A 19957-nucleotide genomic window follows, 5' to 3' on the forward strand; every position below is an offset into this window, starting at 1 on the left:
AGCCAGTCAGAGCGTAATTCTGATACTTTTGTTCAGCGGCAAAGCCAGCTACAGTGCTTTGCCTAAATAATATAAACAACGTGGCACCACCGGAAGGGCCAGTGATTCTTCAAGTCTTTCCCTTTCGTTCGCTTTTGGCCCGCTGCCACATCAGGTTCAGCACATTGGCTATTAGGTTCGTGCCACACACAACAAGGCAAGGCATTGGACGTCCACTTCGTGGCCGCCCATGCTCGCAGCGTTATGTAAATCGTCGGGCTTGTGGTTTTGATGGTTGCCATCGTTGGCAGGGCGGTAGCCGGTAACGTGTGCCAGTGTTCTCGGTGCGGTCAAAGGCTTGGGCAGTAGTCGAGGGCTTTGGGAGGTTTCGGCGTTGCGGGCTTCGGTTCTGATCCAGCGGCTGCGTCCGCTTGGTCATATTAATCCCAGTGCCCTTGGTGGGTTTACCGGGTTGGCGGTAGCGTGCCTGTTGGCATGGGGCGGTTTGAAACAGGGAAAGTGCAGGGCGTATGGTCTCCAGTATTTTTCCTCTATTTTTCGGGCCTTGTGCGGGATTTGATTTCCATAACAAGGCGCTCAAGTTCGTTCGCTGCGCTCACTGGGACCTCCGCAGCTACGCTGCTACGGCCCCTTAGCACGGCGTTACACCCCCCAATAAATTGAGTTCTATTATATGAAGAAGGAATTTTACAGGTTCAGACGTATTAATAGTTTGATTGGAGAGTTCGAAGAATTAGAAAATCAAAGCATCTATTTTGCAGAGCCAGAATCATTAAACGATCCTATGGAAGGCTTTCGAGATATGTATTGGAGAGGTGACTTCATAGTATGGAGAAATTTGTTCCGACATTATCTATTATGCCTTGAGAGGCTTTGTTCTTTGTTAATAATTTCAGGTGAAGAGTACCCCATAACTACAGCCCACATGCCGATTTTTTCTGGTGAGGAAGATTTTCCTACGCCAATGTATCAAGAGTTATTCGTAAACATTACAAAAAAATTCTTTGATAATGAAAGCCTAATTAAGCTTATCGAATCAATTTCTAAGCGAACAACACCTGTAAGAAGAGATGAATTGTTTTTCTATCTTCGAAATATCCATAGTTATGCGCTTGAAGTCATTTATTCAGAATATGAAAGAAGTGGACTTATTCCTGAGCGAGACAATAGAAACTCTGAAGCAGATAAACCAATTAGCGACCTATTAAGCCAAGACTTTATAGGTATTCTTGAGAAAAGCTTACTTGAGAGCGGTGGTGATGAAAAAATAGCAAACGCTATGTTTTCAGCACATCATCATAGTAATCTACAGATGGATCTTATATATCGATTTAATGGAAATATCGATAGTGACAAAAAGAATAGAAATCTAGTAATTATTGAGTTCCCTAAAGAATATATCTCTCAAATTGAAAAGTTGGTTTTCCCTGATTGGTATACCGCATGTTTTATGTCTGAGTGTAAGAGTTCTTCAGTATGGGGGCATTATGGTGATAATCATTCTGGTGCTTGCTTGATCTTTAATGCTGATGTAATTAATGAAAAATTCTTTCTAAAACTAAAAGGAAGAAATGGTTACAGCTCTACATCTGGTCCTACTTATGGATTTAGCAACAGAATGTTTTATCCGATAAATTACATTCAAGGTTATGGTCAAATAGATTTCTTTCGTATGCTTGGTCGACTTCCTACCCCTAAGCTGAATTCTATGTGGTACTCGTTAAATGGTGCCTTGAGTGAATGTGCAGATGACATGATTAAATCTGAAGATAGTTGGCGTGAAAATTACTGGGAAAATTTTTATAGAGATGTAACAGTTAAATCAAAAGATTGGTCATATGAAAACGAACATCGTTTGATCCTTGCGAGCTCATTAGATAGTTTTTCTGATCCAAAAGATAGATCATTAAATTATGAATTCTCATCTCTTAAAGGCATTATTTTTGGGATTAAAACGACAACAGAAGATAAATTGAAAGTAATAAAAATAATTGAGAAAAAATGTAGAGAAACAGATAGAGATGATTTTAAGTTTTACCAAGCGCATTACTCGCCGGAAGAAAAGTGTATAACATATTCTGAAATGTCTCTACTCAGCTTCAAAAAAGAGGTGTAACAAGTTGCTGCACTCGGAAAAATTACTCACTGCGCTCCTAATTTTCCGGTGAGCAAGGCGTTATGTGTATCGGTGTGAAAGATGGAATTAACACTGACTGAAATTATCGAGGATGGTTTTTCAGCCGAAAAAGAGGTCAATTGGTTGAAATGCAAAACCTCCTTGGGTAGCGCTGTCGCTTTTTGGGGTGAGCTAGGTGAGGCTAATAGAAACATCGTTTCTTTGCGAAATCAAAAGTTTCCTGTTTTGGTTGAGATTTCTCAGCCTGAAGACTGCGAGCCAACCGAATGGGAAAGGTCTAAATATAAAATTTCCTTAAGTATTCCATCAAATATCGCCATCACAATAGACCCAGAAAATTAAACACATAACAAACGCCAGCACAGCGCGCCTACGGCGTTGGACTCGCAACAAGTTGCTCGCCTGTGTGGCGGGCGTTATATAACAAGAGGCAGATTCAAGTGAGAAAAGCCCTGATCATCGTTGGTTGTTTAGTTCTCTTATTTGGAGTTGCAGGCTTCGCGATAGATTTCTTGCCTGTTGATGCGTTTCAATCGTCATCTAATGATTCTTACTTAAAAATTGCGCCTACTGATGAAAGCTCATTTGATTGGGCCAAATTTAGGTTACCGGCATTAGTTGTTGGGGCAATATTGGTTGTCATTGGCAAATTTGTCGGTGGTAAAAACTAGCATGTTATATAACAAGGCGCATCACTCGTGGCCTGCGGCCACTGGGACGTCAAACGCTAACGCGTTTTTCCGCCCGTGTGCTTTGCGTTAGCTTTCATGGAGAGCTCGGTGAATAAAGTCGCTATCGGAATTTCAAGTGCGCTATTGCTAGTTATTGCTGTTGGAATATTTTTTCAAAGATATGCAATAGCTTGTGAATTTTCTCATATACTAGATTTTCGAGAAATAAACAATCAGTTCCACATTGGAAGCGATATACCATCAGAGCGCATCGAAGATTTGTCACAGATTGTCTCTTCCGCATCAAAGAGGATTAGTGGAGTCTACGGGAGGCCTGAATCAACACCAAAAATATTGTTTACATCAGACTCTGCCACGACAAACATTTTGGGAGCCAATGAAACGGCCACCATGCATCGAATGCCTTGGCGATCATGTATTATCGTTGGCCCTAAAGGCCAAAATGTGGACGTCATGGCTCATGAATGGTTGCACGCAGAAATCCAGCAACGTGTTGGTTTTTGGCGTTTTATTAAAGAAATTCCTGTATGGTTTGATGAAGGTCTGGCACTCACGTTAGATCATAGAGAGCCTTTTTTGCCAGAAAACATCGACTTGTCAAAAGAGCGAGTTAACGACGTCCGTAATTTAGTAACAGGAAAGGACTTCTTTTCTGGTAATATCATAGAGCACTATCAAGCTGCCAGAATGGCGGTTATACCATTAATACAAGCTGATAGCCTTTACAAAAACCTGGAACAAATTTCTAATGGCGGCAGTTTCGATGCCGTATTTTTGAAAGCTAACAAGTCAATACAACCGACCGCTAACGCGTCGGCTGATTGAGGCGTTAAGTGCCCGCGAATTCAACTCCGAAGTGCACCACTCGCTAAATTAGGCTGCCTTGCGTAATTCATTGAATACCGCAACAGGTTGCCTGAAGCCGAGGCACTTTCTCGGTCTGGCATTTAATGCCCGTTCAATCTCACTAATTTGCTTATCTGTTACCGTCCGCAAATCGGTGCCTTTCCGTATGTATTGCCGCAGCAAACCGTTGAAGTTTTCATTCAGTCCGCGTTCCCAGGACGAATAAGGGTTAGCGAAGTAGACATCCGTTTTAAGCTTTTCTGCGACCTGTTCGTGGTCACAGAACTCGCTGCCGTTGTCCGCAGTGATAGTTCGAACATAACCTCGATATTTCCACAGCATACCAACCATGGCCCGGGCTACATCGGCTGCGCTTTTCGCTGGCACTTTGCGTATCAGGTACAGCTTACTTTTTCGCTCAACCAGGCTGACAATCGCGCCCGTACCTTGCTTGCCCAGAACCGTGTCAGCTTCCCAGTCTCCGAACCGCTTTTTCTTGTTCACGATAGCGGGACGATGCTCTATGCCTACGCGATTCGGGATAATCACACGCTTCGCACGGTTACCTTTACGGTATCTTCGGTGACTCTGGCGGAGCTGTTTGTACAACTTGCCGCCGCATAATTTATCACGCTGGACATAGCCATAAATCCACTCGTGACTGACGTTATATCCGATGATTTTACCGACACCGGCTATTTGTTCCGGACTCCATTTCTCATTGAGACCGAACTCAACAAAGGTGATGGTCAGTCCAGATATTCTAGACTTCGCGGACTGACAACGGCGTTTTAGTGCCTTCGCCTGAGCGACTTCCGGCAAGTAATGGTTATCCCGAATTCGATTGCGATTTACTTCCCGGCTGATTGTGCTGTGGCTGACTTTCAGACGTTTTCCTATCTCCCGATAACTGAAACCCTCGCGTAAATAGGCCTCAATCTGGTATCGTTGTCCCTCGATCAACTGCTTGTAATTCATGGTAACTACTCATGTTTGTTTGGCGACTACAGAGTATCACCAACAGGCAGTTGATCTCTCCTCACCGTTTAACCATGAGTGGTGCACTTATTATCTGAATTCGGGCCTTGTAAGTATCGGCGATTCTAAAAAGGATTTACTAATGTCATCGTTGTCAGAATCTGACGATTTAAAGCAATTCAAAAAAACTACTTGGAAGTCAAACCTCACAAGGAGAGTTGATAGTTTTAGAGAAGTTATCAATGAAGGTAATAACTTCGAAGAATTTTTTGGGAAAGAGTACCTTGAAAAATTAACTGAAAAATCAGCAAGGTTAAACTCTTTAACATTTAAGCTTCTTATTTTTTACTCAATCATCATGGTTTCTTTGTATTCAGCGCAAAACTTACAAGGCGTTGAGTTAAGAATTCTAGGGTATAGCTTTAAGAATCTAGGGTACTACAAAGAATTCATTCTTTTTATTGCTGCAATAGTCACTCCAGTATCCGCACTTTTGACTGCGTATAAAAAGTATATTGATGCTTTAATTAATGAGTGCATAGCAAAAATAGCACCTGACGAGAATGTTCGAGATTTTTATAAACACATTTGGGTAGATTATGCTGCTGATGCACTATTCAAGAAGATCACGAAAGGCGAAAAGGTCCATCAGCACGGATTTTCTGTACTTTTAGCTGCGTTTCTTGCCCTGATATTTGCTTTAATTTTAATTACATCGCGAATTCAACTCCGAAGTGCACCACTCGCTAAATTAGGCTGCCTTGCGTAATTCATTGAATACCGCAACAGGTTGCCTGAAGCCGAGGCACTTTCTCGGTCTGGCATTTAATGCCCGTTCAATCTCACTAATTTGCTTATCTGTTACCGTCCGCAAATCGGTGCCTTTCCGTATGTATTGCCGCAGCAAACCGTTGAAGTTTTCATTCAGTCCGCGTTCCCAGGACGAATAAGGGTTAGCGAAGTAGACATCCGTTTTAAGCTTTTCTGCGACCTGTTCGTGGTCACAGAACTCGCTGCCGTTGTCCGCAGTGATAGTTCGAACATAACCTCGATATTTCCACAGCATACCAACCATGGCCCGGGCTACATCGGCTGCGCTTTTCGCTGGCACTTTGCGTATCAGGTACAGCTTACTTTTTCGCTCAACCAGGCTGACAATCGCGCCCGTACCTTGCTTGCCCAGAACCGTGTCAGCTTCCCAGTCTCCGAACCGCTTTTTCTTGTTCACGATAGCGGGACGATGCTCTATGCCTACGCGATTCGGGATAATCACACGCTTCGCACGGTTACCTTTACGGTATCTTCGGTGACTCTGGCGGAGCTGTTTGTACAACTTGCCGCCGCATAATTTATCACGCTGGACATAGCCATAAATCCACTCGTGACTGACGTTATATCCGATGATTTTACCGACACCGGCTATTTGTTCCGGACTCCATTTCTCATTGAGACCGAACTCAACAAAGGTGATGGTCAGTCCAGATATTCTAGACTTCGCGGACTGACAACGGCGTTTTAGTGCCTTCGCCTGAGCGACTTCCGGCAAGTAATGGTTATCCCGAATTCGATTGCGATTTACTTCCCGGCTGATTGTGCTGTGGCTGACTTTCAGACGTTTTCCTATCTCCCGATAACTGAAACCCTCGCGTAAATAGGCCTCAATCTGGTATCGTTGTCCCTCGATCAACTGCTTGTAATTCATGGTAACTACTCATGTTTGTTTGGCGACTACAGAGTATCACCAACAGGCAGTTGATCTCTCCTCACCGTTTAACCATGAGTGGTGCACTTATTATCTGAATTCGGGCATTACTATTGGCATCTTTCTTCATTCAGATTGTTGTCATTTATGATGTATTTGTTAATCCGGCAACGCCGGGATATATAAATAAATTTGTAATTGTATTCGCATTGTCATCAATCCTTTTTTCTTGGCTAGTTACTATCATTCAACTGCCAATGCCCGAGGTTGATTACAGTAATTATGGAAAAATTGCTAATCTAGAAAAAGAAGATCCAGAAAGATATAAAAAGGTAATGGATGAAATATCTAAAGAAGAAGCTAAAAAAGACGCCAAGTCGATAATACTAACCTCTGCACTTGCTTATCTAATCACCTTTTCTGGATTTAGTTTTATTTGGTACGGCTTAACTTTACAGGATATATCTGTCTTCCTGCCTAAAGCGGTTACGGGCGCAATGTTTGTTATGTTCTTCTCAAACGAGATTCTTGGTCTTGTACGCAAAATATCATATAGGAGGTTCTTTAAGAATTATCCGGATGAATCTGATAGTAGAACAAAGGCGTTTAGCAAGTTACAAAAATTCCTTTCATTCATGAAAATACTGTCTCCTATATTATTAACTATTATATATTCGCAATATGCTTATCGGTAAATAGAATGGTGTATTGCACTTAACAAGCTGTTAAACAAGGACAAAATACAGTTGGCTTTTGCTCCTTCGTCGCTTATTTTAGCCAACTATATTTAGCCTGTTAACAGGGCGTTAGGCTTCCAGTATGTTCGAGTATGATGATCTAGAAAAAATTGATTTTGAAGACATGAGTCTTGGGCGCTACCGAGGTCTTTATACGAAAATATCAAGCCACCCACTGTAAAACAATCACTTAATCTTCTTTCTGTCTGTATTCAAGCACCGGTAGGGGATTTGAGTACGCTGAGGCCGAAAGATATCCATGAGTTGCAGAGGTTTGATGAAATCGAACCGATTTCACGCAAAAATGCGAGATTTGAACCGTGTTAGCCCAACCCATGGTTCAGGGGATTTCAACAACTGTGATTGAGATAGAGTGGGGTTCAGGCCGTTTGAAAGTACTGGCAACTGGTTGCAAAATGCCGTCGTCGCTTCTCCAAGTGTTCGCAGTAGCAGCTGAGCTCTTGCAAGGTGCCTACCGGCCCACGAAATAGTTTTCCAAATTCAGTGGTAAGCTTGAGCCAGTTCTCATGATGGATATTCAACCGCATCAGTAGCTTGGCACTCCTTTCACCTATCACGCCACGTTTATCGTCGCGAATACAACGCCCGGTATCATCCACTAATTCAAGATAATCCTTGAGCCCAAACGCAATACCATTGGGCTGGTTATCGCACTCATCGCCAATAAAGGGCAGTAGCTTGGTGGGTTGTTCGCATTTCAAAGCGGCCTGAATACGTAGCCGAATGCTGGTATGCTCTGATTGCTCAGGCGTATCGGCCATCTTGGCTCTGATGGGGTTGAGGTCAACGTAGGCCATGCAGGTTAACACCGCTGCTTCATCCAGTAAGGCTTGCGACTTAAATCTTCCTTCCCAGAATCGGCCGGTACAGTTATCTTCCTGATTGGCTTGACGCGCTATCGGTTCGTTGAGACAACGCATGAACCAACTGATGTCACATAACCTACTGCGATAAATCGCAATGGTGCGTTTCAGCCTGGGCACTTCATACGCTTCAATCAGCTCACCCTGGGTGAATTTGTGGGTTAACTCATCACCTTTGAACAGCTTATGCCATTGCTCAAGCACTTCTCTGTCTGTCCATCGGTTTGCTGTCTCTATATCGATATGCAACACCAGATGCAGATGATTACTCATGATGGCAAATGCCGCCACATCAATGGCAAAAACGGCCTCCAATTCAAACAGTAAAGATTCTACCCAACCACGGCGGTGGTCATAATTCTTGCCCGAGTAGGCATCATCACCACATAGAAAGGCACGCCGCACCACGCGGCTGCAACAGTGGTAGTAAGGCGTATCTTCAAGGCTGATTTGAGTTCGGCGAGGGCGCGGCATAATAACCTCCTTGTTAAATGCTTAAACAAAGGATAGTCGGAGGCTAACTACCGCGCTATTAACGTTGGGTGTCCATATTTTTCCATGCGCGTTTTAGTCCTCGGAGGAGTGTAAACGCGCATCGCTATCTGTTTGTATTCGCTGGATATAATACCATTTAGTCCAAATATCCCTTGCAGCTAAACGCGCATGCGCGGTTTCCAAACCTATTATCTACCCGCTGTATTTTTTAACTTTATGAATTTAATGAAATTTCCTGAAATATTACGGAAATAACGCGCAACCTTAGCTGCAACTTCCCGGCATATTGTCAGGAACGTCAATAATACTGTATAGAAAATCAGTTCTGAGGTACTTACCATGAGCGCTTCAAGCCCTGCAACCAAGGGCCTTAAAAACAAGCACCTTAAAACCAAGCCCGACAAAAAGCGTTAAGTAAAGTCATAGCTACCGCACGGGCGCGACATGCTGTTCGTCCCTGAATACCGTTACAAACTGAAAAGTATCCTTGTCGCAGAGCTTTCGCTTAAGAAAAAGCTAACTGGTTGAATTGGTTATACAATACCCAGTACCTATTAGTAAAACAATTAGCTTAAGGTCAAGTTTTTTAACAAAGGCAATAAAACCCTGATTTTGTGGGGGGGTGGCAACATAATTCGCTATTAAAACAACTTTGCCCGGCAAATCATATGAGCAATATTCCAATTGATTGCCTCGCTTAAATTGCTTGTTTCAGTGCTTGAATGGCTGGAGTGATTTCAGTTGTTATCGCCGACCAATAGGGCTAAATCCACTTGGGTTTGTGTGCTCGTTGAAAACGGCTGCCAGGATGGGTATGAACGGGAACTGGCTTGGGGGAGGGCAGCTTAAAGCTGCTGCCAGAGAAGCTTTTCTATGTTAGCCTTGCCTTGTTTAAGAAGTTTATTGTCGTTTTGCCTTTGGCAAATAGTAAGATTTCAACTTGTATTCAGGGATGAAAAATGCAAATACGTTTGGCTACTGAAATGGATTTGGAACAACTGATCCTGCTGTTTGACGAGTATCGGCAGGAGATGGGGCAAGAGTCGGATCTCGTTTGCTGCCGTGAATTTTTACGGGCCCGCTTGCAGGAAAATGATTCGATGATCTTTATCGCCACCGAAGGCGATTTCCCATTGGCCTTCGCTCAGCTTTTTCCTTCGTTCTCTTCTTTATTACTCCAACCCTTGTGGTATCTCGATGATCTCTTTGTATTGCCCGATTACCGAGGTCAGGGAATTGCCAAAGAACTCACTCATAGAGCCCGCACTCTGGCTCAGGATGCCGAGGTGCTGGTGGTGAAACGCCAATTTGGTGAGCCCTCCATGCCGGCAACCGGGGATGACACAGAGCAAGGTCTGTATCACGCACTACTTTAATCTGCTGCCCCCTGTTTGCTACCATTAGCGGGTTTTAATTTCAGGGGATTTCAGATTGAAAACAGCAGTACAACAGACACCTGTGCTCGACAAGAGCGCCGTTACCAACCTATTGGCGCTGGCCATTATGCTTACCGGCTATGGCATGCACTCAGATGTGTTATTCAACATAGGCCTATTCGCCGTATCCGGCGCCATTACCAATTGGTTGGCGGTGCATATGTTGTTTGAAAAAGTACCGGGTCTCTATGGCTCAGGGGTGATCCCGGCTCGTTTCGAGCAGTTCAAGCAAGCGATCAGCGAGTTGATGATGGAGCAGTTTTTCTCCGAAGCGAATATCGACCGTTTTCTGTCGACTCGCTCGGACAAGCAGAGCCTGGATCTCTCCGGCGTTATCGCCAAAGTAGACTTGGCTCCGGCCTTTGATGCTCTGGTGGCCACTGTGGCCCAGTCATCATTGGGGGGCATGTTATCCATGTTTGGCGGCGAGGAAGCTCTCACGCCGCTCAAGCAACCTTTTATTGAAAAGATGCAGCAGTCGCTGGCAGATATTGCCAAGAGTGATGATTTTTACGAGCTGCTCAAGGGTGAGCTGGAGCAGCCAGGAGTGATGGCCGATATGCGCAGCCAAATTCAGGATATCGTCGAGCAGCGGTTGGCCGAGTTAACGCCGCAGTTGGTCAAAGAGATGGTGCAGCAGATGATTAAAACTCACCTGGGCTGGCTGGTTGTCTGGGGCGGTGTCTTTGGCGGTTTGATAGGGCTGGTCAGCGTATACCTGCAGCGCTTGCTATAACTATAGATAGGTGAATTGTGGGCTGAACCTAACCTGCAGCTCAGCTAAATAATTGCTATTAAGTCGCCCAAGCGGCGGGAGGAAAGCCATGGCGTTACATCATACGATTAACTATCTTGAACTTCCCGCCCGGGAGCTGGAAGCCACCAAGGCATTTTTTCAGGCGGTGTTTGGTTGGGGCTTTGTTGACTATGGCCCGGACTACAGCTGTTTTACCCAGGCCGGGATTGATGGCGGTTTTTTCCGTTCATCGGTGAACTTCGATACCCTCAATGGTTGCCCGCTGTTGGTGATTTACTCAAATGATCTGAACGCCAGTCTGGAGGCCGTCAAGGCCCATGGCGGTGAGATTAGTAAAGATATTTTCAGTTTTCCCGGTGGTCGGCGCTTTCATTTCCGCTGCCCGAGCCAAAACGAGTATGCCGTCTGGTCTGAATAAACCCGGACGTTTCTCCCTTTACAAGGAAGGATTATGCCTCACTGTATTATTGAGTATTCGGCGCCCCTGGCGCAGCAGTTGTCGATTGCCAAGCTGGTTCAGGCGGTGCACCAAGGTGCCATAGACTCAGGCTTGTTCACACCATCTGCCATCAAGAGTAGGGCGCATGCCTGTGAGCATTTCCTGGTAGGGGAGGACAGCGCGCAAAGCTTTATCCATGTGCGTTTGGCCATTATGCCGGGACGCGCCGATGAGCAAAAGCAAGCCCTGACCCGAAGCGTGTTTGCCGCACTGGAGCCGATTGCGGCCAAAGCCGACAGTGTCTCGCTGGAGGTTACTGAGCTGCATCAGCCAAGCTACCTTAAGCGCGGTAGCTAAGAAGCCAATATGTCAGGGCAGCCAAAGCGCAGGAACAGGGTGGACTCTCCCTGTATTCGCCACTGCTGCCTGGACTTGCAGGATGTTTGCTTGGGGTGTTTCAGGACGCTGGCAGAGATCCTGGCCTGGCATCAGGCAACGGACAGCGAGCGGCAGACTATTCTCGAGCGCTGCCGGCAGCGACAAGTTGAGCGTGACCAAGCCGCTGCCGGGTTTAGAGTGATGAGAACAAGGCGCAAGTGAACAAGCTCAAAGCAAATAAAGCGGCACAGAAGCGAAGCTTCTATTTCCGCTAATGAATAAAGGCGCCATTAGGCGCCTTTATGGTTTTTACTTAAGTTCAATAAGATGCGCTATGCACAGAGCGCACCGCTCGGCCGGAAGGATCTATGATGCCGGACAGGCTCTCATCCCAGGCCAGCGCTTCCGGGGTGGAGCAGGCAACCGATTTACCACCCGGTACAGTCAGTGCTGCCGACTCCAGCGGGAAGTGCTCTTCAAAGAAGCAGCGATAGAAGTAGGCTTCCTTGGTTTCCGGCGTGTTGTGCGGGAAGCGGAAACGGGCGTTGGCCAGCTCTTTATCTTCCACCTGGGCGGCGGCATGTTCTTTCAGACCGTCAATCCAGGAGTAACCCACACCGTCACTGAACTGCTCTTTCTGGCGCCAGGCGACTTCGGCCGGGAGCTTATGCTCGAAGGCTTCACGCAGAATATGCTTTTCAATCCGGCCATCGCGCGACATCTTTGCTTCTGGGTTCAGGCGCATTGCCACGTCCATAAACTCCTTGTCGAGGAAAGGTACCCGGGCTTCCAGGCCCCAGGCTGCCATGGCCTTGTTGGCCCGTAGGCAGTCGTACAGGTGCAGCTTGTCGAGTTTACGCACCAGCTCCTCGTGGAAGGCGCGGGCGTTTGGTGCCTTGTGGAAATAGAGGTAACCGCCGAACAGTTCATCGGCACCTTCGCCTGAGAGCACCATCTTGATCCCCATAGCCTTGATCTTGCGCGCCATCAAATACATGGGGGTTGCAGCGCGAATGGTGGTGACATCATAGGTTTCCAGGTGATAAATCACCTCCTTGATGGCATCGAGGCCTTCCTGGAAGGTGAAGTGCAGCTCATGGTGTATGGTGCCTATGGCATCGGCGACCTTTTGCGCCGCTGCCAGATCCGGCGCCCCTTTGAGGCCCACGGCAAAGGAGTGCAGCTGTGGCCACCAGGCATCGGAGGCATCGTTGTCTTCAATACGGCGCTTGGCAAAGGTTTGGGTAATGGCGGAAATCACCGAGGAGTCCAGCCCACCCGACAGCAAAACGCCATAGGGCACATCTGACATCAACTGGCGTTTTACCGCGGCTTCCAACGCTTCGCGCAGCTCTTCGCTGGAGGCGCTGTTTTGGGCTACCGCTTCATAGGCGCGCCAGTCACGCTGATAGTATTGCACCGGCGCGTCATCTTCACTGTATAGGTAATGCCCGGGGCTGAATACTTCCACAGTTTTACATACGGGGACCAGCGCCTTCATCTCGGAGGCGACATAGAAGTTGCCACTGGTATCGCGGCCGGTGTAAAGCGGGATGATCCCCATGTGATCCCGGCCTACGAGGTAGCAGTCCTTGGCCTTGTCATAGAGTACGAAGGCAAAAATACCGTTGAGCTTATCGAGAAAGTCGCTGCCATATTCCTGATACAGCGCCAGGATCACTTCGCAATCCGAGTTGGTCTGGTAGCTGTACTTGTCGCCGAGCTCGGCCTTGAGTTCTTTGTGGTTGTAGATTTCACCGTTGACTGCCAATACCAACTGGCCATCTTCAGATAACAGCGGCTGGGCGCCGTGTTCGATATCGACAATGGCCAGCCGCTCATGGGCGAGAATCGCTCTTGGAGTGGTATGAATACCCGACCAGTCCGGGCCGCGGTGGCGCATCAGTTTGGACATCTCCAGCGCAGTGCTTCTCAGAGCGGCGGCATCAGACTGGATATCGAGAATGGCAAAAATTGAACACATGGTAAGACTCCAAACTTGGTGTTTCTTCAGCAATGGCTTCACTTTGCCTGTAGAATTCTCAAAAGCCAAGCTTTATTTTTGAATATAAATCATGAAAATGGCTAGATCTGTAAATTATAATGTGTTTTTCGACCTATTTTTTTAAGGGTTAAACAATTTAATCGCTTAATTGGTGAAAGATCTGCATTTTAGCTCGCTGTAACAGCGTGCAAATTGGCACTTTCCTAAAGCCGCTGCTTTTATCGGCGATTGATTTATCTGCCCGGAAAACAACGCAAAAAGGCGCCGGAGGCGCCTTGGGGGATGGGGAAATGTGTCTGGTTAAATCGCCGGAGCAACGCCGGTTTCCGGCCGCAGGCTATAAAACTCTGTGCCCTTAAAATAACCCGGGCGGTCGGCAGAATCCGCCAAGCCTTTGGCGGCCTTGTAGTACACGGCCAGATCTTCCAGCGCGCCGGAGAGATCCCAGTTGGCATGATACTCATCGCAGAGGTTGTGATAGCAGCCTTTCATCTGTTGTTTCATTGCTGCTTTGTAGTCAGCGGTGGCCTGATCTACAGGTTCGCTGCCGCCACCGGCAAATACCGCAGGTACGCCATACTGGGCAAAACTGAAGTGATCCGAGCGGAAGAATCCGCCGGACTCGGGGTGTTTCTCTGCTGTGGCATAGCGGCCCTGGGTCTTGAGCGCGGCTTCCAGATAACGCTCCAGCTCAGACTTGCCTTTGCCAACTATGGTGAAGTCTTTGGTGCGGCCATAGATATTGGTGCTGTCGAGATTAATCACCCCTATGGTGTTTTCCAACGGGTAGGCCGGTTGGGCGGCATAGAAACGTGATCCCAGCAGACCTTGCTCTTCGCCTGTGGTGGCGATAAAAGTCAGCGAACGCTTGAGGCGCTTGCCAGCCTTGGCGTCGGCGGCAAACTCACGGGCGATGGCCAGCATGCCGGCGATGCCGGAGGCGTTGTCCATGGCGCCATTGAACACCTTGTCGCCTTCGGCCGAACTGCTCATGCCCAGATGATCCCAGTGGCCGGTAAACAGAATATGCTCATTGGCGCGGCTGCTGCCCGGCAGAGTGGCAACCACATTGTAGCTGTCGCCATACTCGGCCTTGTTATCGAAAGCTATGCTGGCGGTTTGCCCCAGCGTCAGTTGCAGTGGACCGTGGGCAGCGCGGCTGATGGCGCTGTCCAGTTCAAGCCCGGCCTTGGAAAACACCTTTTTGGCGGCATCCAGGGTTATCCAGCCTTCCACTGCCACTCGCTCGTTGCCGGAATCCGAGGCCAGATCCTGCTGTGGGCCGGTCCAGCTGTTTTCCACTACAGACCAGGGATAAGCGGCAGGAGCCGTGTCGTGAATGATAATGGCGCCCAATGCGCCCTGACGGCTGGCTTCTTCATACTTATAGGTCCAGCGGCCGTAATAGGTCATCGCCTTGCCGTTGAATTTACCGAGATCCGGGCGGGCAAAGCCGGGGTCATTCACCAGAATAAGGGCGATTTTGCCCTTCATATCCAGGCCCTGGTAGTCGTTCCAGTCGTACTCGGGGGCGTTGATACCGTAACCGACAAACACCAGTGGCGCGTTGGTGATATCGACGCGTTCGACATCATGGCGACTGCCGAGCACCAGATCTTGGGGATATTGAAAATCGATACCGGCTAACTGTATTTCCTGGGTTTCACTGGCGGTATAGCTCACCATGGGCACTTTTTGCAAAAAGCTGCCGCTGGCGCCGGGCTCAAGCCCCATAGCGGCAAAGGCCTTGCTGAGATAGTCCAGGGTCAGCTGCTCGCCGCGGGTAGTCGGCGCCCGGCCTTCAAATTCATCCGAGGCCAGGGTTTGGATGTCCTGGCGAAACTCATGTTCATTGAAGCTGACAACGCGGATGGGGTCGTCGACAGTATTATTTTGGCTGCAGGCACTCAAGAGTGCCAGGGTACACAGGGGGATCATCAAGCGCATAAGGGATCCTGTTGTTGCTTTTATTGTCAGGTATGAAGTGGCAACGGCTTTGCCCTTGCCTGTGCGCTATCATGGACGAAAAAACGCCCCCGGCACAAGCGGAGGCGGTAAAAGGAATGTTACCAATGGTTTCAGATCACGTCGACGTCGGCGGCGCAGGCAAACACATGGTTGGGACGGAAGGGCTCTTTCTCTATATCCTCCAGCTTGCTGACCCCACTGGTGACCAATATGGTTTCCAGCCCAGCCTGAAAACCGGCCAGAATATCGGTACGCATGTTATCGCCGATAATCACGGTATTTTCGGAATGACTATCTATATGGTTCAGCGCCGAGCGGATGATCCAACTGCTGGGTTTACCCACGTAGAAGGGTCTGCGACCGCTTATTCTCTCTATAGGCGCGCAGAGAGCGCCACAGGCGGGGCTATAAGCCGGGCCATGGGTATCCGGGTTGGTGGCAATAAAACGGGCGCCATCGGCAACAAAGCGGGCGGCCTTATGGATCATGTCCCAGTTGTAGGAGCGAGTTTCGCCGACGATAACAAAGTCGGGGTTGATATCGGTAATGGTAAAGCCGGCCTTGTAAAGTTCGTGGGTGAGGGCACCTTCACCTATGACAAACGCCTTGCTGCCTTCCTGGTGCCTGAGAAAGTCGGCGGTCGCCATGGCCGAGGTATAGAAGCACTCTTCGGGAATATGCAGCCCGGCGGCGCCGAGGCGGTTTTGCAGATCTTTGCCCGTCTGTACCGGATAGTTGGTCAAGATAACCAAGGGGTTTCCCTGTTCCAGCACCCGGGCGATAAACTTGTCACTGCCGGGGATTAATTTGTTGTCGTGCATCAGCACGCCGTCTATGTCGCAGATAATACTCTTCATGCGCGTCTCGTTCTGTCCTGAAAACTGCCTCTATCTAACGCCATTGGTCATAAAATTACAATTGGCCGCTGAAAAAAGCCGGTAACGGAGCGTCATATTCGGGTAAATTAAGCGGATAGGTAAGCTTGCGCCACAGCCGTAATAGCCATTGTTGTAATAAAAAAGGAGCCGCACGGCTCCTTTTTGATGAATTAATCAACCTAAGTTTACTCAGAGATCAGTCCGGGGCGTAGCCGTTGGGGCCGATGGCTTCATCGTCGAGCCAGGCTTTACCGTCAACCATCTTCAGTCGGCCCTGGCAGAACCAACGCACCACTATCGGGTAGATGGCGTGTTCCTGCTCGTGCACCCTGGCCGCCAGAGTTGCCACTGTGTCATCGGCAAACACGGGGACTTTAGCCTGCAAAATCACCGGGCCACTGTCCAGTGCCGGGATAACAAAATGGACGCTGGCGCCATGTTCGCTGTCACCGGCTTCGATGGCGCGCTTGTGGGTATCCAATCCAGGATACTTGGGCAGCAGTGACGGGTGGATATTGAGCATCTTGCCCTGGTAACGGCTGACCAGCTCATCACTGAGAATACGCATAAAGCCGGCCAATACGATGAGGTCGGGCTGATATCTGTCGATAGCCGCCTGCAGTCTGGCATCATATTGGGCGCGGGACTCCTCTTTGCGGGCGATGACGCAACTGGTGTCTATTTCGGCATGATGGGCCCGGATCAGACCATAGGCATCGGCCTTGTTGCTGATCACTCCGACCACGCGCCCTGGCATCTTGCTATCACAGCTGTCGATAACAGCCTGCAAATTACTGCCATTGCCCGAAATCATTACCAATATGCGACAACTCTCCTGCATTAAAGGATCTCCACTTGCTCTTCTTGTTGATTACGATTGGCGATAGTGCCTATCTGCCAGGCGTTTTCACCTTTGGCCTTGAGTAGCTCAATGGCGGCTTCGGCTTCGGCCTGAGGCAGGGCAACTATCATACCGACACCACAGTTAAAGGTGCGGTACATTTCATGTTCTGTGATATTACCGGCTTGCTTGAGCCAGTTGAATACGCTGGGCCACTGCCAGGACTCGCCTTGGATAACGGCCTTGGCACCTTCTGGCAGTACCCTTGGAATGTTTTCCCAGAAACCGCCGCCTGTGATGTGTACCATGGCGTGAACCGGGTGTTTGTCCAGCAGTTCCAGCAAAGGTTTGACATAGATGCGGGTTGGTTCCAGCAGGTGATCGATAAGCGGCTTGCCGTCCAGATCTTGCTGTGGGTCAGCCTGGCTGACTTCCAGGACTTTACGGATCAGTGAGTAACCGTTGGAATGAGGACCACTGGAGCCCAGGGCTATCAGTGCATCACCGGCCTGCACCTTGCTGCCGTCGATGATGGCTTCTTTCTCCACCACTCCGACACAAAAACCGGCCAGATCATAGTCAGCGCCTTCGTACATGCCGGGCATTTCGGCGGTTTCACCACCGATCAGGGCACAACCGGATTGGAAGCAGCCTTCGCCGATACCTGTAACCACGTCGGTCGCCACATTGACGTCCAGCTTGCCGGTAGCATAGTAGTCGAGGAAAAACAGCGGCTCGGCGCCTTGAACCAGCAGGTCGTTGACACACATGGCCACCAGGTCGATACCGACAGTGTCATGCTTTTTGAAGTCAATGGCCAGGCGCAGCTTGGTGCCCACACCATCGGTACCGGAAACCAGCACAGGGTGCTTGTATTTGGTTGGCAGTTCACACAGGGCGCCAAAACCACCCAGGTTGCCCATGACTTCAGGACGGTGAGTGCGTTTGACTACGGACTTGATGTTATTGACGAGTGCGTTGCCTGCATCGATATCGACACCGGCGTCTTTATAGCTCAGTGGGGTAGGGGTACTCACTTGATCCTCTCGGGTACATCGTTATGGATTTTATGCGGCGATATTCTAGCAGTTTGCCGGGGGGCTCGAAAGCCAAGATTGCACTTTATTCATAGGGATATAAGTCACGATTTACCAGATTTATAAAACTTTCTGTTTTACCGCTGGAACAAATCAACTAAAATCTCACAAATTTGCCCAAATCCGGCTGGTTTGTGCTCTGCACGCCGGGAGCTGCCAGTCTGATTGCTCGTCCCGCCCGCAAGATCAGGAGAAAAAGAATGAAAGTTGTCGAGGTTAAACACCCGCTGGTACGCCACAAAATTGGTTTGATGCGTGAAGCAGAGATCAGCACCAAACGTTTTCGTGAGCTCGCCGCCGAGGTTGGCAGCCTGTTAACCTACGAGGCAACCGCAGGTTTGGAAACCGAAACTGTGACCATTGAGGGCTGGAATGGTCCGGTTGAAGTGGAACAGATCAAAGGCAAGAAAGTAACAGTAGTGCCTATCCTGCGTGCCGGTCTTGGTATGATGGATGGCGTGCTGGAGAATATTCCCAGTGCCCGTATCTCTGTTGTCGGTGTTTACCGTGACGAAGAAACTCTGGAGCCAGTGCCTTACTTCGAGAAGCTCGCCAGCGATATGGAAGAGCGTTTGGCACTGGTTGTTGACCCCATGCTGGCTACTGGCGGCTCCATGATTTGCACCATAGACTTGCTGAAAAAGCGTGGCTGTAAGCATATCAAGGCGTTGGTGTTGGTTGCGGCGCCTGAAGGCGTTAAGGCACTGGAAGAGGCGCATCCCGATATCGAACTCTACACGGCTTCCGTCGATCAGTGCCTGAACGACAAGGGCTATATACTGCCTGGTCTGGGTGATGCCGGTGACAAGATCTTCGGTACTAAATAAGTCTCTTTAGTGAACATAATAAAAGGCGCCCTCGGGCGCCTTTTTGCTTATTTCGACCTTACTTATTCCTTCTGTTCTTAGGCGGTTTTCATGGTGATAACCGCGGCGATAACCACGGCTATGCCGACCCAGCCTATGGGCTTGAGTCTTTGTTTGAACAGCAAGGCGCCGCCGATAGCCGTTCCCAAAATACCTATGGCGCCCCAGGAGGCGTAGGCGATGGCCAAGTCTATCTCTTTCACTGCCTGTGCCAGCAGAGTAAAAGCGCTCAGCACCAGCAGGATTGCCAGCGCGCCCCACAATTTACGCTTGAACCCATTGGAGCGGGTGAGCGCCATATTGGCGGCAATATCAATCAAAGCGGCCAGCACCACATAGCCAAAGGAGAGCGTCAGAAACTGGTTCATGTTCGCCTCCGTTACAGGTTACCGGCGGTGCTGTTTGCTCCCAAGCCGGTATCCTGAACTTTGGTTTTATCACCTTCATGACTCTCGCCCAGAGTCACCAACACTATACCCAGGATGGCCAAGGCCAGTCCGGCAAGCTCCTGCGGGTTGAGCCTGGAATCAAACAGCAGCATGGATACCAGGGTGATCAGGGCTATGCCTAAACCTTCCCAAACCGCATAAGCAACACCTATGGCAATCTTCTTCGCCGCCAGTGATAAAAAGAAGTATGACACACCAATCAAGAGGTACATCAACAGGTAGCCCCAGATAGAACCCTCAGGTCCCAGTAGGTTCATGGTACTGGTACCCGCCACTTCGGCGGAAATTGCAAACAATAGAAACACCCGTGCAAGGATCATAATTCACCTTCTACATGAAATGAAAAATATGCATAACGGAGAATCGCACATT

The 19957-nt window shown here is 48.7% G+C and carries 22 protein-coding genes; 12 read left to right on the forward strand and 10 right to left on the reverse strand.

The window, feature by feature from the left end; all coding sequences use genetic code 11:
* Positions 1–673 precede the first annotated feature (673 nt).
* The 4 genes from WKR14_RS09440 (at position 674) to WKR14_RS09455 (ending at position 3654) form a co-directional block, all read left to right on the forward strand.
* A complete protein-coding gene (locus tag WKR14_RS09440; protein WP_339087667.1) occupies positions 674–2116 on the forward strand; it encodes a DUF2971 domain-containing protein in 1443 nt (480 codons plus the stop codon).
* 81 nt (positions 2117–2197) lie between these two features.
* Positions 2198–2479, forward strand: a complete 282-nt coding sequence (locus WKR14_RS09445; RefSeq protein WP_339087668.1) for a hypothetical protein — start codon at positions 2198–2200, stop codon at positions 2477–2479.
* A 98-nt stretch (positions 2480–2577) separates the two neighbouring features.
* A complete protein-coding gene (locus WKR14_RS09450; protein ID WP_146226036.1) occupies positions 2578–2808 on the forward strand; it encodes a hypothetical protein in 231 nt (76 codons plus the stop codon).
* A gap of 108 nt (positions 2809–2916) precedes the next feature.
* Positions 2917–3654 carry a hypothetical protein gene (locus WKR14_RS09455; protein WP_339087669.1) on the forward strand — a complete coding sequence of 246 codons (738 nt, stop codon included), beginning with the start codon at positions 2917–2919 and terminating at the stop codon, positions 3652–3654.
* Positions 3655–3702: 48 nt separating this feature from the next.
* Here WKR14_RS09455 and WKR14_RS09460 read toward each other — a convergent pair whose 3' ends face one another.
* On the reverse strand, positions 3703–4653 hold the full coding sequence (locus WKR14_RS09460; protein ID WP_001107060.1) for an IS30 family transposase: 951 nt from the start codon (positions 4651–4653) through the stop codon (positions 3703–3705).
* Between the two features lie 142 nt (positions 4654–4795).
* Here WKR14_RS09460 and WKR14_RS09465 point away from each other — a divergent pair, with 142 nt between their 5' ends.
* Positions 4796–5422 carry a hypothetical protein gene (locus tag WKR14_RS09465; protein WP_339087670.1) on the forward strand — a complete coding sequence of 209 codons (627 nt, stop codon included), beginning with the start codon at positions 4796–4798 and terminating at the stop codon, positions 5420–5422.
* Here WKR14_RS09465 and WKR14_RS09470 read toward each other — a convergent pair.
* On the reverse strand, positions 5405–6355 hold the full coding sequence (locus WKR14_RS09470) for an IS30 family transposase (protein WP_001107060.1): 951 nt from the start codon (positions 6353–6355) through the stop codon (positions 5405–5407). The two genes, WKR14_RS09465 and WKR14_RS09470, sit on opposite strands and share 18 nt — an antisense overlap.
* A gap of 113 nt (positions 6356–6468) precedes the next feature.
* On the opposite strand from WKR14_RS09470, the gene WKR14_RS09475 reads away from it, so the two are divergent.
* Positions 6469–7050, forward strand: coding sequence for a hypothetical protein (locus tag WKR14_RS09475; RefSeq protein WP_339087671.1), 582 nt, complete (start codon positions 6469–6471; stop codon positions 7048–7050).
* 422 nt (positions 7051–7472) lie between these two features.
* On the opposite strand, the gene WKR14_RS09480 is transcribed toward WKR14_RS09475, so the two are convergent.
* Positions 7473–8450 carry a transposase gene (locus tag WKR14_RS09480; RefSeq protein WP_248952558.1) on the reverse strand — a complete coding sequence of 326 codons (978 nt, stop codon included), beginning with the start codon at positions 8448–8450 and terminating at the stop codon, positions 7473–7475.
* A 980-nt stretch (positions 8451–9430) separates the two neighbouring features.
* Here WKR14_RS09480 and WKR14_RS09485 point away from each other — a divergent pair.
* The 5 genes from WKR14_RS09485 to WKR14_RS09505 all read left to right on the forward strand — a co-directional run bounded on the left by WKR14_RS09485 (position 9431) and on the right by WKR14_RS09505 (position 11703).
* Positions 9431–9847 carry a GNAT family N-acetyltransferase gene (locus tag WKR14_RS09485; RefSeq protein WP_101054563.1) on the forward strand — a complete coding sequence of 139 codons (417 nt, stop codon included), beginning with the start codon at positions 9431–9433 and terminating at the stop codon, positions 9845–9847.
* 127 nt (positions 9848–9974) lie between these two features.
* Positions 9975–10643, forward strand: a complete 669-nt coding sequence (locus WKR14_RS09490) for a DUF445 domain-containing protein (protein ID WP_226565086.1) — start codon at positions 9975–9977, stop codon at positions 10641–10643.
* A gap of 88 nt (positions 10644–10731) precedes the next feature.
* The gene (locus WKR14_RS09495) at positions 10732–11082 is read left to right on the forward strand and encodes a VOC family protein (RefSeq protein ID WP_248952882.1); all 351 of its coding nucleotides are present in this window, start codon (positions 10732–10734) and stop codon (positions 11080–11082) included.
* 33 nt (positions 11083–11115) lie between these two features.
* Positions 11116–11460, forward strand: coding sequence for a 5-carboxymethyl-2-hydroxymuconate Delta-isomerase (locus tag WKR14_RS09500; protein ID WP_286997244.1), 345 nt, complete (start codon positions 11116–11118; stop codon positions 11458–11460).
* A gap of 9 nt (positions 11461–11469) precedes the next feature.
* A complete protein-coding gene (locus tag WKR14_RS09505) occupies positions 11470–11703 on the forward strand; it encodes a DUF1289 domain-containing protein (RefSeq protein ID WP_234556982.1) in 234 nt (77 codons plus the stop codon).
* A gap of 97 nt (positions 11704–11800) precedes the next feature.
* On the opposite strand, the gene asnB is transcribed toward WKR14_RS09505, so the two are convergent.
* The 5 genes from asnB to purM all read right to left on the reverse strand — a co-directional run bounded on the left by asnB (position 11801) and on the right by purM (position 18210).
* Positions 11801–13465 (reverse strand): asparagine synthase B, encoded by a 1665-nt coding sequence (asnB, locus tag WKR14_RS09510; RefSeq protein WP_335923525.1) that lies wholly within the window; start codon positions 13463–13465, stop codon positions 11801–11803.
* A gap of 321 nt (positions 13466–13786) precedes the next feature.
* Positions 13787–15433 carry a M28 family metallopeptidase gene (locus WKR14_RS09515; protein ID WP_339087672.1) on the reverse strand — a complete coding sequence of 549 codons (1647 nt, stop codon included), beginning with the start codon at positions 15431–15433 and terminating at the stop codon, positions 13787–13789.
* A gap of 131 nt (positions 15434–15564) precedes the next feature.
* A complete protein-coding gene (locus WKR14_RS09520) occupies positions 15565–16311 on the reverse strand; it encodes an HAD-IIA family hydrolase (RefSeq protein ID WP_339087673.1) in 747 nt (248 codons plus the stop codon).
* 217 nt (positions 16312–16528) lie between these two features.
* A complete protein-coding gene (gene purN, locus WKR14_RS09525; RefSeq protein WP_039035483.1) occupies positions 16529–17173 on the reverse strand; it encodes a phosphoribosylglycinamide formyltransferase in 645 nt (214 codons plus the stop codon).
* Positions 17173–18210, reverse strand: a complete 1038-nt coding sequence (purM, locus tag WKR14_RS09530) for a phosphoribosylformylglycinamidine cyclo-ligase (RefSeq protein WP_287591797.1) — start codon at positions 18208–18210, stop codon at positions 17173–17175. Before purM ends, purN begins: the two co-directional genes overlap by 1 nt.
* Positions 18211–18470: 260 nt before the next feature.
* On the opposite strand from purM, the gene upp reads away from it, so the two are divergent.
* Positions 18471–19097, forward strand: coding sequence for a uracil phosphoribosyltransferase (gene upp, locus WKR14_RS09535; RefSeq protein WP_101054539.1), 627 nt, complete (start codon positions 18471–18473; stop codon positions 19095–19097).
* Positions 19098–19174: 77 nt separating this feature from the next.
* On the opposite strand, the gene WKR14_RS09540 is transcribed toward upp, so the two are convergent.
* Positions 19175–19504: an SMR family transporter gene (locus WKR14_RS09540; protein ID WP_028781645.1), complete on the reverse strand. Its 330-nt coding sequence runs from the start codon at positions 19502–19504 to the stop codon at positions 19175–19177.
* Between the two features lie 11 nt (positions 19505–19515).
* Positions 19516–19905 (reverse strand): SMR family transporter, encoded by a 390-nt coding sequence (locus tag WKR14_RS09545; RefSeq protein ID WP_025011949.1) that lies wholly within the window; start codon positions 19903–19905, stop codon positions 19516–19518.
* Positions 19906–19957: the final 52 nt, after the last annotated feature.

This window comes from Shewanella chilikensis, assembly GCF_037953065.1.
Lineage (GTDB): Bacteria > Pseudomonadota > Gammaproteobacteria > Enterobacterales > Shewanellaceae > Shewanella > Shewanella chilikensis.